We start from the raw sequence: 13,091 nt of genomic DNA, 5'->3' as shown, positions 1-13,091 counted from the left end.
GCGCGCTACGCGAGATGTGGCATACCTAGCACGCCATAGCATGCTGCCCGTATGCTGCAGCAACGACAGACCCCCGCGACCAGTCGCATGGCCCGGGGGTACGGACGAACCCTTGGGAGGTCTCGTCATGGAGAACGCTACCGGCCCTGCCCAGTCCCGTACAGGTAGGCGAATCTCTGACCTGTGCAAGGTCGACATCGGGCATCGGCCGCACTGCTCGCCCGGCCCGGTCATGGCCGGCAACACGGTCGTCTTCCCGCGGTCCTGCTTCTGCCCCTGCCACGACGAGCAGGTGGCCCGGTGAAGCGATGCTCGTACTGCGGGTACGTCATCGAGGGCGAGGCGCGCGAGGTCGCCCCGGAGTCGGCGTCCGGCGCACGGCCGACGGTGTACTGGCACCCAACACGCGACGAGTGCACGACGGCCAAGAAACAGCGGCTCGCATCATCACCACTGCAGCGCCACCTCGGGCGCCCCTGAGCTCCTGCACGTCCGTGGTCACGGCGGGCCACGGCCGTGCAGGCCCACAACGCCCCCGGCCGGCTAGCTTCCGGCCGGGGGCGGTCCTACGAGGTCTGCTACGGATACGCCTAGGGCGTCGGCGATGAGGACGAGGTCGGAGAAGCTGATGTCTCGTTCACCGCGTTCGTAGCGCTGGATGCTGCGTCGTTCCCTTCCGATGCGCTCGGCTAGATGGTCTTGCGATAAGCCCGCCCTTCGGCGATAGCGGAGGATGTTGTCCCCGAGTTCCCTGCGTTGGTCTATGACCCACGGGGGTAGGGGGAGTCTTCGTGTTGGCACGATCACCACGTTGTGGACCGTGATCATGCCAGTCAGTACCCAAGTGGTCGCTTTTGCTTGACCCTTCGGGACGACCTGCGATCTGCGACAACGTGGGCGGATGTTCTACCTGGTCAGGGTGCCCGTGGCGTTCCGGAATCGTTCCGGAACTGGCCCGGATTCCGGATTCTTTCCGCAGTTTCACCTGACGACCCATGACGTTCCGAGACGTCATGTTATGGGTTCCTGTGCAGGTCAGAACCCCTATACGCCCCTGACCACGTCAGACACTCTCCGCGGTGAACATCCACGCGTGTTGTCCCGGACTAGCCTCTGACCTGCCGCAATACACCCTGAGACCTCCTGGATTCCGGAATCCTTCCGCCCTGCTGCGGAGATTCCTCCTGAGAGGCAGTCTCACCCGGCTCCGCCCACGCCGCATCCAGAACAGACCGCGTCTGCTCCTCCGCCTCCGCGAACAGGTGGGCGTACGTCCGCAGCGTCGTCATGACGTCCTTGTGCCCGAGGCGCTTCTGTACGACCTTCGGATTCTCGCCGCCACCGATGAGCACCGAGGCGTAGTGGTGGCGCAGTTCGTGCCAGTGCCGCTTCCGCAGCCCGGCCTTCGCACAGGTGCGCTTGAACGCCGAGTCGATCGTCCCCTCGCTCACCGGTTTCCCGCCCGGCATCGTGAACACGAGCCCCGCCCACTCTCCAGCAGCCACAGGGGGATGCGCAGCAACGTAGGCCGCGAGACAGTCGACTGTCCGCTTGGTGAGCGGAATGATGCGGCGGCCGGCCCCGGTCTTCAGGTCGTCGAAGTACAGGCCCTTGCCGCCTTCGTACACCATCTGCCGTTCGACGCTGAGGGTGCGACGCAGGAAGTCAATGCGATCAAGGGTGAGGCCGCGGATCTCACCAGAGCGCAGCCCGGTCAGTGCAGTAACCTCAATCATGGCGGCCCACAGCGGCTTGTGCGCGGCTGCGATCATCTCCCGCACCTCGGCCACGTCCGGAGGCTGTACGACCGCCTCAACAAGCGTGGGGGCCTTGATGCCGTCGAACGGGGAGACGGCGATGACGCGGTCGATGACGGCCAGCTTGAAAATGCTGCGCACGTACCGCGCGACACGGTTTGGGTAACTGCCAGACAGCCCGTACTTCATCGTCAGCTGCTGCTGCCATGTCCCTGCCTCGGACGGCTTAATGGACCGCATCTGCCGGTTCCCCCACTCGGGGATCAGGTAGCGCTCGATGGCGCCGCGGTACTCCTTGACGCTACGTCCGATGATGTTCTGGGCGGGCAGCCAGGTCTCAAGTGCGTACTTTTCAACGGTGACGGTGCCGGCCTTCGGGTCCAGCCAGGATCCGGTCTGCTTCGCGGACTCCTGCTTCACGATCTCGGCTTCGGCTTCGGTTTTCGTCCTGTGGAGGGACGTGACCTCGTCGCCGTTGGGGTCGTCGTAGCGGGCCTGCCACCGCTTGCCCTTGCCGTGAGCCTTGGATGCGACAAGTCCCTTGTGCTCGCCACATTCGGGCTCTCCCGGCTTGGGGCGGCTCTTGTGCCAGCGATCAGCTACGTACCCCATGTATTGCCCCCAGGACGAGTCCGGCGTCGAGGCCGGCCCCTATGAGCGCGAACGCTGCCTGCGTGCGGAGCTCGGGGTTGGTGCTGGCCTCGGAGTTGATGACGGCGACGGGCCTGCCGTCGATTCTGATGGTGAAGGCGGCGACCTTGGGACCGAGGTTACCGGTAAGGACGGTGCTGGACTCGGGCATGGCACACCCCCGCGCTAGGCAACCCGGAGTGATGAACTCCGGGTGTCAGGAGCATATGCGGTGTGACCACTTGGTCGCTATCCGTATGCACTAAATGTTGAAGGTTGTACACCAATTGTCTTCAGATCAGGCCGTGTTGACGCAAAACGTCTAGGGCCGCCTTGGTCGCCGCTTCGATCTCGCCTCCTGTGGCACCGGTAAGGGCCCGAACGTTCGCATAGGTGAGGTCGGCCTCAAGCCTCGCCTCGTCGACCTGCTTCTGCACGGATACGTCACCCCAGCCGCCTGGCGGAGCACCTCCCCCGAGAACGGCGTCAACCGCACCGTCCGGCCACCCCAGGGCGCGAGCGATGGGGTAGATGCTTTGCGGCATACGAGCCTTGGGTGACTGGCCTGACTCAGCGTTCTGCACGCTGTTGAGCGAAACGCCGGCTTGCTCGGCCAGGTCGCGCTGGGTGAGCCCCAGGGTCTTCCTGGCGGTGGCGAGGGCTTGGCCGAGCCGGGCCCACGCTTTGGGGTCGCGGTTCATGGGGGGCCGCCTCTCCTTCTGTTGTCACTCCGTTTCGCGCCTGCCCGACGCGTAGGCACCGATAGGCACCGTTGGGCACCAGATTAGACGGTGATCAACGAACGGGCGAGACGTGATCCGGGCGCCTTCATCACACACCTAACCGTGGGTTCGGACACCCTCACGGAACGCATCTCGATGCGTCTCGTTGCGCTTCGTCTTGTCTCGTTGGGTCTCGATGTGTACTGTCATTCCTGTGCAGCCCGATGGACCGAAAATCCGACGGCGACGCGAGGAACGCGGCTACGGCCTGCGCGCATTCGCCAAAGCCGCCCAAGTCAGCCACACCCATCTCTCCCGCATAGAGAGAGGGCTTCGAAATCCGCAGCCCGAGGTCATGGGAAGGATCGCTCACGTCCTCGGTTGCGAGATCACCGAAATCCAACGAGACCCAACGGAGCATAACGATGAGCGACACGCTCGCTGACTCGCCGCTCATGACCACCAAGGAAGTGGCCCGACTCATCCGGAAGTCGCCGGCCGCCCTGCGTCAGATGCGCTATCGGGGCGACGGTCCGCAGGGCTTCAGAAGTGGCCGAGACACGCTCTACTTCCGCGCCGAGGTCATGCGCTGGCTGGCCGCGCAGATGGCCAACGACCGCGTCGGCCAGCGCGCGGCGGCCTAACTCCCCCTGAACGAAACGGGGCCGCCGGGACCGGGCCTGGTCCGTATGCGACCCCTCAACCCACTGATTGGAGTGGATCGTGAGTATCACCGTACCAACCAACATTCCTTCGGGTGACCGGCGCACTGTGCGCGTCGCTCTGCCGCCCGTTCCCGTGGCGCTGGTCCTGGTGGACCGCGAGGGCGACGTGTGGCGGCAGGTTGGCGTGACGGCGTCGGGTGAGCCGCGGATGGTGTGTGACGTTCCGCAGGCGCCGGAGGACCGGGGCGACGGACCGTCGAACCCGTGGACGCCGACCGCGATCCGGGCCTGGTTCTCGCCGGTGCGGACGCTGGGCGGTGCCGCATGAACGCCCGCCAGGACCCGTTCATTGTGAACCGGTACGACGTGGCCATCGAGCCCGCACCGGAGGAGAAGCCGATCCTGACGATCGGTGCCGTCACCATCGGCGGCCACCCGGTGGCTCTGCTGCTGGATCCGGAGAACCGGGCGAAGGTGGCACGCTGGCTGATGCCGGACCTCGACGACGAGCTGTCCGCGCTGCGGGCCCGGCTTGCCGAGCTGGAGTCCGCCGCCGAGAAGGTCCGGCACCTTCACACGGACTCGCCGATGGGTGTCTGCCCGACGTGCATCGACGGGGACGCGCTCGCGGCGGGTGGCGACGGCTTGGTGCCGTACCCGTGCCCGACGGCGCGGCTGGCTGGCGCGACGGACTGGGACCCGTGCCACCCCTGCGGCTGCCCGAAGCGGTTCAACCGGCACGCCTGGGGCTGCCCCACCGTCCCCGAAGACCCGCACGCGAGTCCGCTGCACCACGACTACGCCCTCGGCCGCGACCTGCCCGCCGTCCCCCTCCAGCGTGACGAGGAGGCGCTGTGACCGGTCCCGAGCACTACATCGAGGCCGAACAGTGGCTCGCCCACGCCAAGGGCGCCTACCTGGACACCAGTGACAACGCTGGCCCCCGGGAGGGCTACGCCACCGAGGAGGAGTGGTACGAGGCGCTGTGTGAGAGCGCTGAGGCTCACGAGCTGATGCTGCGGGAGACGGCCGTGTTCGCCGCTCTCGGCCAGGCCCACGCGACGCTCGCACTGGCCTCCACCGGTTGCTGCCCGCGCTGCCGCCTCATCTTCGAGGCCTGCACCTGCGGCGGTGGCGCCTGATGGCCCGCTGGAAGAAGCGTCCGACCGCCAACCACCGGCTGCGCGCGGACGACTGCCGCCGCCACCCCGGCATGTGGATCGAGGTCGGCGTCTACAACAGCCGCCAGTCCGCCGAATCGACCGGCCGCCACGTCCGAACCGCCGACCGGCTCCCCTACTACACGCCCGTCGGCGCGTTCGAGACGCGCACCGAGCTCGTCGACGACGGCACCGCCCTGTACGCCCGCTACACCGGAGACGCCCGATGACCGCCGAACTCGCCATCTTCCAGCCCGGCGCCCTCAACGCCCAGATGGACTACGCCAAGGCCATGGCCGCCTCCGACCTCCTCCCCCGCCAGTACCAGGGCAAGCCCGCCAACCTCCTCTGGGCCATCTCCTACGGCCAGACATTGGGCGTCGCCCCCCTCACCGCCGTCCAGTCCATCCACGTCATCAACGGCAAGCCCACCGCCAGCGCGGACCTGATCGCCGGACTCGTCCGCCGCGCCGGCCACAAGCTGCGGGTGAACGGCGACGACAAGAAGGCGGTCGCGCAGATCATCCGCGCGGACGACCCGGAGTTCACGTTCGAGGTCGTGTGGACGATCGAGCGGGCGCAGGCCGCGAAGCTCACCAGCAAGGACACGTGGAAGAACTTCCCGGCCGCCATGCTCAAGGCGAGGGCCATCACCGAAGTGGCGCGCGCCGCCTGCTCGGAGATTCTGCAGGGGACGATTTACACGCCGGAGGAGCTTGGGGCGAACGTCGACGCTGACGGGCTGCCGATCGAGGCACCGGTGCAGCAGCTGCGGGCGGTACAGCAGGGCGAGCCGGACCCGTGGGCTGATGTGGACAACTGGGTCAAGCAGGCCATCACGATCAGTGAGGCCGCCGAGAAGGCCACCAACCCGACCACAATCCGAGACCTGTACCGACAGGCACGGAACGAAAAGCTGCTGACCACCACCGTCCTGGTTCAGCTGAACTCGGAAGAGCGGTCGATGGAGTTGGGCGCCTTCCTGGTGGCCCGTGGCAAGGAGCTTGCCGTCCCGGCGCCCGAACCGGAGGTCGTGGAGGGCGTGATTGTCGAGGACGTCGAACTCCCCGCCGACGAACACGCCGCCGCCGTCGCCGCCTTCCGCGCCTTCACCGCCGAACACGGCATCAGCGATGCGGACGCCGACAAGCAGGCCTACGCCGCCCTCGGTGCCCCCCTCGCCGACGTCGCCCCGAAGGCCATCTGGGACCTGCTCTCCCAGCTCACCGCCGCCGCCTAGCCACCGCTACCGGGCCGTCCTGCCCGTCCGAAGCAGGCAGGACGGCCCCCGCAAGGAGAACACATGTCCCTCAAGGAGCAGGCCACCCACGTGGCCATCCTCGACACCCTCGTCAAGGCCATGACCGACGAGCTGAAGAAGGCCAAGGCCGAGCTCGAGACCGGCCTGCGCGCCGCCAAGGCCGAGACCGGCACAAAGACCATCGCCATCGACCTCAACGGCACCGACATCGGCAAGGCCACCCTCGTCCAGAAGGGCCCCGCCGCCACCGTCGTCGACGACGCCGCCCTCCTCGCCTGGGTTCGCAAGGTCGCCCCCACCGAAATCACCACTCGCCTCGTCACCGAGATCCGACCCGCGTGGCTCGCCCAGCTGAAGAAGCAGATCGAGGCCACGGGCAGTACGGAGTGGGCCGACCCGGAGACCGGTGTCATCCACGACGTGCCCGGCCTCAACCTCGTCGGCCGGGCCCCGTACACGCAGGTGACGATCCCTGTGGAGGGTAAGCAGGCCATTGCCACCGCGTGGCGGGATCGTCTCCTCGATGCCGTGGTGCTGCCGGAGCTGACGGCCGGCGAGCAGGAGGTGGCGTGATGCGCTTCCCCTTCATCTCCGTCCGCCGCGCCCGCGACGCCATCACCGTCGCCACCTCCGGCTTCCGGTGCATCGCCGACGAAGCCGACAAGCGGTACTGCGAGGAACACGCCGCCCGCCTCAAGGCCGAGGCCCACGCTCGGGACCTCGAACAGCGCCTGTACGAGCTGACGCTCGCCAACCAGCTCCACGACCAGCAGCTCCACGCCAAGAAGGAGGACGCGTGATCGCCCTCGCCTCGTCTCCCGTGGCCGCCCTGACCAGCATCCTCACCACGGACACCGCCTGGCAGCTCGACGGCCTGTGCAACCAGACCGACCCCGAAATCTTCTTCCCCGAACGCGGCAGCTCCCCCGCCCACGCGAAGACCGTCTGCATGGGCTGCCCCGTCCGGGCCACCTGCCTGGAGTACGCCCTCAACCGCAACGAACGCCACGGTGTGTGGGGCGGCATGACCGAGGACGAGCGCCGCCAGCTCCGCCGGCGAAGGATCGCGCAGGCGCCGAAGCCCACCCCCGTTCCGGCCCCGGTTCCGGTGGCTGTTCCGGCGGTGGCCGAGGTGCCGCCCACGTACGGGGGAGGTTTCCCGCCCGCGCCGTGCGGGACGGAGGCCGCCCACCGGAGGCACAAGCGGCGCAAGGAGCCGATCGACGAGGCTTGCGCGAACGCCCACCTCGCCTACCTCGACGCCACGCGTGAAGACCGCCAGAAGTGGCGACGTCGTAGCAAGGCTCGTGTTCGCACCCGGCAGGGCCCCAGGGTCCTTGAGCCGTGCGGCACGCCCGCGGCGTACAGCAGGCACAAGCGGCGCGGCGAGAAGGCATGCGACGCCTGCCGTATCGCCCAGAACGAGGCCCGCCGCAAGTACGCACAGAAGCAGAAGACCGCGCCCACTACGGAAGCTGTCGAAACTGCCCGCGAGGCACGCCTCAGGTGGAACAACCCCAAGCCATTCCTCCCGAATGCGTGGCGAAAGCCGAAGCTGACCAACGCCCAGTGGGCCGCGATCAACGAGCGGCTGGCGGCTGGCGAGACAGCGCAGGACGTCGCCCTCGACTACTCGATCTCTGCTGCGTCCATCCGCACGCGGGCCGTAGCCAGCTGAAATCCCGGCCCGGGGCCGTCGTACCCCGGGCCCCCGTCCCACCCTCCGCACTGACCGAGAGAAGGCCCCGTGACCCTCCACGCGATGGACTGGGTGTGGAACCACGCCCGCGCCAAGGGCAACCCGCGCCTGGTGCTGCTCGCCGTCGCCGACAAGGTGACGGACGCCCAGTGCATCACGCGGATGGGAACCACCGAGTTCCGGGCCCGTCTCGGCAACGTCAGCAAGTCCGTCGTCGTCCGAGCCGTCGACCAGGCCATCGAGTCCGGCGAGCTGACCATGGTCGAAGGACCTCGCGGAACGCTGGCAGCGAAGTACCAACTGCCGTATGCGGTCAACTACGTCCGTCCGGCGCCCGGTTCTAGGGGTACCGATTCAGGACCGGTAGCCCCTCAGCAGGGGTCCCAGATCGGTACCCCTAACTCTGGGCAGGGGTCCCAAATCGAGACCGGTAGCAATGACGCTAGGGGTACCGATTCAGGACCGGAGGGGTACCGAATCGAGACCCCTAGGGGTACCGATTCAGGACCCCTCTACCAATCCACTCCTACCAGGAGTGGAAGCAAGCCTGAAGGCGAGCTCGAACCCGCCGCCGCAAGCATCGTCATCCCCGACTTCGCCCGCCCCCTCGTCGACATCATCGGACGCGCCGGCTACGACACCCTCCGCTGGAACCTCAAGCCCCGCGACTGGCTGATCGTCCACGCCCTCATCAAGAGCCACGGCAGCGAACGCCTCGCCCGCTACGCCATCGAGCAGTGCAGCCAACGGCAGATCACCTACGGCAGCTACTTCCTCCACGGCTGGCGCGACCTCCCCCCGGCACCCACACCGGACCCCGAAGGCGTCCACCGCCTCCCCGTCCGGCCCGCGCCCAGCCCGGCACCCAGCCCGCAGGCCGCTCGCCGCAACGCATCCCGCAACGTCCTCGACCAACTCGCCGACCAGCTTCGAGCAGGAGGCACCGCATGACCCCCGACCAGATCCCCGGCCTTCTCAAGCGCGTGTCCTACGCCGACCCCCGCGTCCTCCCCGACGACGAACGCGAAGTCGTCGGCATGGCCGCCCTCTGGGCCGACGTCCTCCGCGACGTCCCCGCCGAATACGCCATGCAGGCCGTCAGCGCCCACTACGCCGTCAGCCCCTTTCCCATCAAGCCCAGCGACATCTCCACCCGCTGGCGCGCCCTCGTCCGCGACCGCATGGACAAGCACAACGGCACCTTCGAACCGACCGTCCACCCCGAACTCGACCCCGACGACGTCCCCGGCTTCCAGCGAGCCCTCCTCGCCGAACGCCAGGCAGTCATCCACGGCCACATCGAGCCGAACACCGTCAAGGCCATTACCGCCGGCCCCGCGGCTGCTGAAGTTCAGGCCCGCCTCGACGCCATGGGCACGTACATGCCGCCATCGGTCAAGGACACCCTCGCCGCCCTCCGGCCCGAGGCCAGCGAACGGGAACGTCTCGTCCGCTCCGGCCTCGCCGACCCCCGCAGCGTGCAGTGCCCATGGGACGCCTGCCGCGCCCCACAGGGGCAGCGCTGCCGCACCAACGGACGCGACCGCCGCGACTACCACCACGGACGCATCGACGCCGCCACAACAGCCATGCAGGACGTCGCGTGACCCCGGCCCGGCGCCTTGCCACCACCCGCGCCCTCCTCGACACCCCACCCCCCACAGCCATACCCGGACAAACCGCCATCCCCCTCGCCGCCCTCGCCGTACTCGAAGCCGCCGAAACCGACGCCACCGACCTCCTCGAGGACGACCACGCTCGAGCCACCCGCGTCGCCACCTACCTCGCCTCATCCGGCTGGACCATCACCCCCGCCGCCTGATTCGGACCCGCCACGAAGGAGCTACACCCTGTGAACCGTCCCGCCCTTGCCGGTGTCGCCACCCTCACCGCCTACATCGCCACCATCCCCGCCGCGAACCTGGCCGTCACCCACTTCGGCGCCGTTCCCGTCGGCTTCGGCCAGGTCGCACCGGCCGGCGTGTACGTCATCGGACTCGCCCTCGTCCTGCGCGACATCGCCCGGGAGGCAGCTGGCCGAACCGCCGCCCTCGTCGCAATCGCCGTCGGCACCCTGCTGTCGCTCTGGCTCGCCGACCCTGGATTCGCCCTCGCGTCAGCCGCGGCTTTCGCGGTCGCCGAGACGATGGACTTCGCCGTCTACGAGCCGCTGCGCCAGCGGGGCCTGCTGATCGCCATGCTCGCCTCGAACGCCGTCGGGCTCCTCGCCGACAGCCTGATCTTCCTCAAGCTGGCTTTCGACTCCTACGCCTACCTTCCGGGCCAGATCCTCGGCAAGACGTGGATGACCCTCGCCGCCATCGCCGTCATTGCTGTCATCCAGCGGCGCCGGGGCAGCCGGGCAGCAGCCGCGTGAACGGGGCCACGTTCTACCTCGGCGCTAAACCGCACCTGCTGCAGCACACCGACAAGCCGCTGTTCGTGTCCGACTCCACCCTCCGCGAGCAGAAAAAGCTCAAGCCCGCGAAGGGCAGGTACTCGGTGGACTCCGGTGGTTTCTCGGAGCTCCAGGAGAACGGCCACTGGACCCGCAGCCCCCGCCAGTACGCCGACGACCTCGTCCGCTACGCCGAGTCCATCGGCCCCTACGACTGGGCCGCCCAACAGGACTGGATGTGCGAGGAAGCGATCATCCACGGCGGGATATTCAACCGGCAGCGCTTCGTCGGCACCGGTCTGAGCGTTGTCGAACACCAGCGCCGCACCGTCGGCAACTTCCTCGACCTCATGTCGATCAACGACAAGCTGAAGATCATTCCGGTGGTGCAGGGAGATCGGCCCGCCGCCTACGAACAGTGCATCAACCTCTACGACCAGGCCGGCATCCGGCTCACCGACTATCCCGTCGTCGGCATTGGCTCCGTCTGCCGTATCCAGGCCACTCGGAAAGCCGTCGACATCGTCCAGCACGTCAGCAGCATCCTCGGCACCAACCGTCTTCACGGCTTCGGCTTCAAAACCGAAGGCCTCCGCCTCGTCGGACACCTCCTCGGCTCGGCCGACTCCCACGCCTGGTCCCTCAACGGACGGCACAAGCCCGGCTGCGACTTCCGCCTCTCCCGCGACAAGCCCCACAAGAACGAAGCGAACTGCCTGCGCTACGCCCTCGCCTGGCGCGACCGAGTCCTGGACGCGCTCGCCGACTCCCGGCCCGCACCGTTCGTACCCGAACAGCTCGCCTTCGACTACTTCGCCCCCGCCGCCTGATTCGCCCCGTCACGAAGGAGCCACACCCATGACCAGCAACCTGACCGTCGTCATCGACGGCAAGTCCGAGCCCCTCGACGAATGCGGCTGGATCGAGCGCGAGCCCTGCGGCTGCATCGTCTCCGCCGTCATCGCCGTCGTCGGCGAGCGGACCCTCGCGACCGCCGAGCAGGTCACCCAGCACTGGCACCGCACCAAGCGGGAGCGCGAGCAGGCCGCCCGCGCCGGACTCACCGTCGAGCTGATCACGATGCGGCACTACCGCGAGGACATCGGCGCTCGCTGGGAGTGCGAGCAGCACACGCCCGCCAGCAAGACCCCCGCCGCCTGATCACGCAACAGGTCCCCCCGCAGACAGCGCGGGGGGACCGGTATCCAGCATCCCACCACCCAGGAGCAGACCCATGACCGAGCCCCTCGAGGCCCGCTGTGACGGCTGCAAGCAGACCCGGCCTCTCTTCCTCTACGAGCCCGACCACGACTTCCACCTCACCGGCATCACCTGCGAATGGTGCGCCCGCGAGAAGCAGCCCCTGCTCTGCGTTCGCTGCTGGGGTGCCGAGAAGGAGCGCGAGGAGAACACCCCGCTTCCGGCCGAGGACCAGGCAGCCGCCAATTTCCTCGTCCGGATCTGCGAGAACAACCGCCGCTACGCCGAGCAGGGCGACGCTGACAAGGCGACCTGCGAGGGCATCGCCCAGGCCAGCACCGACCCCGCCGCTTGACCGTCTCGTCTCCATCCCCGCCCCCACACCCCACACGGGGACGGGCCCAACCCCAGGAGCAGCACCCCATGGAACGCATCTACATGAACCGCCGCACCGGCGAGCAGCGCATCCACGTCGAGATCACCAGTAGCGAGGTCTCCGACCTCCTCGACGACCTCCAGGCCAACCCCGAGCACTACGACTCCACCAGCGGCTTCCTCGTCATCCTGCATGGTGCCGAGGAGACGTTCAGCCCCGTCGTCGCCGAGGGCCGCCGCGACCGAGCCGCCCGCACCGCCAGCGGACAGCAGCCCGAGACCGTCCCCACCCCCGAGGAAGGCATCGAGGACGCCCGCAAGGCCATTCAGCACGTCCTCCAGCTCTTCCTCGACCGCGTCCCCCGCAACGAGCTGGACGCCGAGACCATGGCCGACTCACTTACGGACGCCCTGTCCGACGGGCTGACCGAGCTGTACCGGAGCCTTGCCCAGGCCGAGACGGCGCTTGCCGCTGTCGGGCAGCCGGCCGAAGCACAGGCCACCGACGAGGCGCCACTCACCGCTGCTGAGCGCCAGTTCCTCAAGTTCGCGCTCGACCTCGCCTTCGACGCCATGGTGTCCGGCGACGGGTTCACCGACGAGGACGACGCCGCCATGGCGCGGCTCCGCCTGATGGCCAAGGAGGCCCGCTCATGACCAGCCACGACGAGCTGGCCGCCTACTTCGAGACACGCGCCAGGCAGCGCGAGCAGGAGATCGACGCACGCCTCGCCGAACTCACCCCCCGCGAACGCTCCCTCGTCCGCGACGCCGCCGTCATGGGCTACGTCCTCGGCAGCCGTCACCGAGACAGCGAGCCGTTCCCGCTGGACGTTCCGATCACGCGGAGTGTCGTCTACGCGGCTCTGCGGGACGAGAACTTCCACGTCCTCCGGGGCGCGGTCCGCCAGTACACCGAGCAGGGAGACGCCCGGTGACCCAGCCCACGGACCAGCCCGGCATCGACCAGCTCACCAGCGACCAACTCGACCAGCTGTACGCGCGGCTGGCCACGGCCGAAAGGGAAGCCGACGAGGCCATCGCCGCCGCCGCGCACCTCACCCGACTCATCGGGAAGCGCGCCGCGAAGGCCGAGGCCACCCTCGCCGCCGTGCGCAAGCTCCACGCGCCCGTGAACCACCGAGGGCGGACCATCTGCGGCCACTGCTCCGGCTACGGCGGCGGCAGCTGCGACAACGGCCCCCAAGGCCACCCCTGCCCGAC

General features: G+C 68.4%; 23 protein-coding genes and 1 pseudogene. 20 read left to right on the top strand and 4 right to left on the bottom strand.

Going from position 1 to position 13,091, the window contains the following annotated elements:
- Positions 1-543 precede the first annotated feature (543 nt).
- From ACFWUY_RS34665 to ACFWUY_RS34650, 4 genes are all read right to left on the bottom strand, one after another.
- A complete protein-coding gene (locus tag ACFWUY_RS34665) occupies positions 544-828 on the bottom strand; it encodes a helix-turn-helix domain-containing protein (protein WP_384119243.1) in 285 nt (94 codons plus the stop codon).
- A 278-nt stretch (positions 829-1,106) separates the two neighbouring features.
- Positions 1,107-2,369: a tyrosine-type recombinase/integrase gene (locus ACFWUY_RS34660; RefSeq protein WP_384119241.1), complete on the bottom strand. Its 1,263-nt coding sequence runs from the start codon at positions 2,367-2,369 to the stop codon at positions 1,107-1,109.
- Positions 2,353-2,559 carry a hypothetical protein gene (locus tag ACFWUY_RS34655; RefSeq protein WP_384119239.1) on the bottom strand — a complete coding sequence of 69 codons (207 nt, stop codon included), beginning with the start codon at positions 2,557-2,559 and terminating at the stop codon, positions 2,353-2,355. The genes ACFWUY_RS34660 and ACFWUY_RS34655 overlap by 17 nt, the downstream gene beginning before the upstream one ends.
- A 121-nt stretch (positions 2,560-2,680) precedes the next feature.
- Positions 2,681-3,088 (bottom strand): helix-turn-helix domain-containing protein, encoded by a 408-nt coding sequence (locus tag ACFWUY_RS34650; protein WP_384119237.1) that lies wholly within the window; start codon positions 3,086-3,088, stop codon positions 2,681-2,683.
- 217 nt (positions 3,089-3,305) lie between these two features.
- Between ACFWUY_RS34650 and ACFWUY_RS34645 the strand changes: the two genes are divergently transcribed.
- The 20 genes and pseudogenes from ACFWUY_RS34645 to ACFWUY_RS34550 form a co-directional block, all read left to right on the top strand.
- Complete coding sequence (locus tag ACFWUY_RS34645) at positions 3,306-3,554, top strand: helix-turn-helix domain-containing protein (RefSeq protein WP_384119319.1); 249 nt, start codon at positions 3,306-3,308, stop codon at positions 3,552-3,554.
- Positions 3,535-3,753: a helix-turn-helix transcriptional regulator gene (locus ACFWUY_RS34640; RefSeq protein ID WP_384119235.1), complete on the top strand. Its 219-nt coding sequence runs from the start codon at positions 3,535-3,537 to the stop codon at positions 3,751-3,753. Before ACFWUY_RS34645 ends, ACFWUY_RS34640 begins: the two co-directional genes overlap by 20 nt.
- A gap of 79 nt (positions 3,754-3,832) precedes the next feature.
- Positions 3,833-4,102, top strand: coding sequence for a hypothetical protein (locus tag ACFWUY_RS34635; protein ID WP_384119233.1), 270 nt, complete (start codon positions 3,833-3,835; stop codon positions 4,100-4,102).
- Positions 4,099-4,632: a hypothetical protein gene (locus ACFWUY_RS34630; protein WP_384119231.1), complete on the top strand. Its 534-nt coding sequence runs from the start codon at positions 4,099-4,101 to the stop codon at positions 4,630-4,632. The genes ACFWUY_RS34635 and ACFWUY_RS34630 overlap by 4 nt, the downstream gene beginning before the upstream one ends.
- Entirely contained in the window at positions 4,629-4,916 is a 288-nt protein-coding gene (locus ACFWUY_RS34625) for a hypothetical protein (RefSeq protein ID WP_384119229.1), read from the top strand. Before ACFWUY_RS34630 ends, ACFWUY_RS34625 begins: the two co-directional genes overlap by 4 nt.
- Positions 4,916-5,164 carry a hypothetical protein gene (locus ACFWUY_RS34620; RefSeq protein ID WP_384119227.1) on the top strand — a complete coding sequence of 83 codons (249 nt, stop codon included), beginning with the start codon at positions 4,916-4,918 and terminating at the stop codon, positions 5,162-5,164. The genes ACFWUY_RS34625 and ACFWUY_RS34620 overlap by 1 nt, the downstream gene beginning before the upstream one ends.
- Positions 5,161-6,174, top strand: a complete 1,014-nt coding sequence (locus tag ACFWUY_RS34615; protein ID WP_384119225.1) for a recombinase RecT — start codon at positions 5,161-5,163, stop codon at positions 6,172-6,174. Before ACFWUY_RS34620 ends, ACFWUY_RS34615 begins: the two co-directional genes overlap by 4 nt.
- A gap of 63 nt (positions 6,175-6,237) precedes the next feature.
- Positions 6,238-6,768: a hypothetical protein gene (locus ACFWUY_RS34610; protein WP_384119223.1), complete on the top strand. Its 531-nt coding sequence runs from the start codon at positions 6,238-6,240 to the stop codon at positions 6,766-6,768.
- A complete protein-coding gene (locus ACFWUY_RS34605; protein ID WP_384119221.1) occupies positions 6,768-6,995 on the top strand; it encodes a hypothetical protein in 228 nt (75 codons plus the stop codon). The genes ACFWUY_RS34610 and ACFWUY_RS34605 overlap by 1 nt, the downstream gene beginning before the upstream one ends.
- A 20-nt stretch (positions 6,996-7,015) precedes the next feature.
- Positions 7,016-7,261: pseudogene (locus ACFWUY_RS34600) on the top strand (WhiB family transcriptional regulator); the annotation flags it as partial.
- 681 nt (positions 7,262-7,942) lie between these two features.
- Positions 7,943-8,845 (top strand): hypothetical protein, encoded by a 903-nt coding sequence (locus ACFWUY_RS34595; RefSeq protein ID WP_384119219.1) that lies wholly within the window; start codon positions 7,943-7,945, stop codon positions 8,843-8,845.
- Positions 8,842-9,501 (top strand): hypothetical protein, encoded by a 660-nt coding sequence (locus ACFWUY_RS34590; RefSeq protein ID WP_384119218.1) that lies wholly within the window; start codon positions 8,842-8,844, stop codon positions 9,499-9,501. The genes ACFWUY_RS34595 and ACFWUY_RS34590 overlap by 4 nt, the downstream gene beginning before the upstream one ends.
- Positions 9,498-9,716: a hypothetical protein gene (locus ACFWUY_RS34585; RefSeq protein WP_384119215.1), complete on the top strand. Its 219-nt coding sequence runs from the start codon at positions 9,498-9,500 to the stop codon at positions 9,714-9,716. The genes ACFWUY_RS34590 and ACFWUY_RS34585 overlap by 4 nt, the downstream gene beginning before the upstream one ends.
- Positions 9,717-9,746: 30 nt before the next feature.
- On the top strand, positions 9,747-10,271 hold the full coding sequence (locus ACFWUY_RS34580) for a VUT family protein (RefSeq protein WP_384119213.1): 525 nt from the start codon (positions 9,747-9,749) through the stop codon (positions 10,269-10,271).
- A complete protein-coding gene (locus ACFWUY_RS34575; RefSeq protein ID WP_384119211.1) occupies positions 10,268-11,122 on the top strand; it encodes a hypothetical protein in 855 nt (284 codons plus the stop codon). The genes ACFWUY_RS34580 and ACFWUY_RS34575 overlap by 4 nt, the downstream gene beginning before the upstream one ends.
- 28 nt (positions 11,123-11,150) lie before the next feature.
- Positions 11,151-11,453 carry a hypothetical protein gene (locus tag ACFWUY_RS34570; protein WP_384119209.1) on the top strand — a complete coding sequence of 101 codons (303 nt, stop codon included), beginning with the start codon at positions 11,151-11,153 and terminating at the stop codon, positions 11,451-11,453.
- 73 nt (positions 11,454-11,526) lie between these two features.
- Positions 11,527-11,847 carry a hypothetical protein gene (locus ACFWUY_RS34565; protein WP_384119207.1) on the top strand — a complete coding sequence of 107 codons (321 nt, stop codon included), beginning with the start codon at positions 11,527-11,529 and terminating at the stop codon, positions 11,845-11,847.
- 68 nt (positions 11,848-11,915) lie between these two features.
- Positions 11,916-12,524 carry a hypothetical protein gene (locus ACFWUY_RS34560; protein WP_384119204.1) on the top strand — a complete coding sequence of 203 codons (609 nt, stop codon included), beginning with the start codon at positions 11,916-11,918 and terminating at the stop codon, positions 12,522-12,524.
- Entirely contained in the window at positions 12,521-12,805 is a 285-nt protein-coding gene (locus ACFWUY_RS34555) for a hypothetical protein (RefSeq protein ID WP_384119202.1), read from the top strand. The genes ACFWUY_RS34560 and ACFWUY_RS34555 overlap by 4 nt, the downstream gene beginning before the upstream one ends.
- A partial coding sequence (locus ACFWUY_RS34550) for a hypothetical protein (protein WP_384119200.1) occupies positions 12,802-13,091 on the top strand: 290 nt, incomplete at its 3' end. The genes ACFWUY_RS34555 and ACFWUY_RS34550, both read left to right, overlap by 4 nt.

Origin of the sequence: Streptomyces sp. NPDC058664 (genome assembly GCF_042716635.1) — a bacterium.
GTDB lineage: Bacteria > Actinomycetota > Actinomycetes > Streptomycetales > Streptomycetaceae > Streptomyces.
This window is presented reverse-complemented; position numbering and strand designations above follow the sequence as displayed.

Coding starts and splice junctions, on each gene's coding strand:
- ACFWUY_RS34665 (WP_384119243.1), bottom strand. CDS start 828: ATGATCACGGTCCACAACGTGGTGATCGTGCCAACACGAAGACTCCCC.
- ACFWUY_RS34660 (WP_384119241.1), bottom strand. CDS start 2,369: ATGGGGTACGTAGCTGATCGCTGGCACAAGAGCCGCCCCAAGCCGGGA.
- ACFWUY_RS34655 (WP_384119239.1), bottom strand. CDS start 2,559: ATGCCCGAGTCCAGCACCGTCCTTACCGGTAACCTCGGTCCCAAGGTC.
- ACFWUY_RS34650 (WP_384119237.1), bottom strand. CDS start 3,088: ATGAACCGCGACCCCAAAGCGTGGGCCCGGCTCGGCCAAGCCCTCGCC.
- ACFWUY_RS34645 (WP_384119319.1), top strand. CDS start 3,306: ATGTGTACTGTCATTCCTGTGCAGCCCGATGGACCGAAAATCCGACGG.
- ACFWUY_RS34640 (WP_384119235.1), top strand. CDS start 3,535: ATGAGCGACACGCTCGCTGACTCGCCGCTCATGACCACCAAGGAAGTG.
- ACFWUY_RS34630 (WP_384119231.1), top strand. CDS start 4,099: ATGAACGCCCGCCAGGACCCGTTCATTGTGAACCGGTACGACGTGGCC.
- ACFWUY_RS34620 (WP_384119227.1), top strand. CDS start 4,916: ATGGCCCGCTGGAAGAAGCGTCCGACCGCCAACCACCGGCTGCGCGCG.
- ACFWUY_RS34615 (WP_384119225.1), top strand. CDS start 5,161: ATGACCGCCGAACTCGCCATCTTCCAGCCCGGCGCCCTCAACGCCCAG.
- ACFWUY_RS34610 (WP_384119223.1), top strand. CDS start 6,238: ATGTCCCTCAAGGAGCAGGCCACCCACGTGGCCATCCTCGACACCCTC.
- ACFWUY_RS34605 (WP_384119221.1), top strand. CDS start 6,768: ATGCGCTTCCCCTTCATCTCCGTCCGCCGCGCCCGCGACGCCATCACC.
- ACFWUY_RS34590 (WP_384119218.1), top strand. CDS start 8,842: ATGACCCCCGACCAGATCCCCGGCCTTCTCAAGCGCGTGTCCTACGCC.
- ACFWUY_RS34570 (WP_384119209.1), top strand. CDS start 11,151: ATGACCAGCAACCTGACCGTCGTCATCGACGGCAAGTCCGAGCCCCTC.
- ACFWUY_RS34565 (WP_384119207.1), top strand. CDS start 11,527: ATGACCGAGCCCCTCGAGGCCCGCTGTGACGGCTGCAAGCAGACCCGG.
- ACFWUY_RS34560 (WP_384119204.1), top strand. CDS start 11,916: ATGGAACGCATCTACATGAACCGCCGCACCGGCGAGCAGCGCATCCAC.
- ACFWUY_RS34555 (WP_384119202.1), top strand. CDS start 12,521: ATGACCAGCCACGACGAGCTGGCCGCCTACTTCGAGACACGCGCCAGG.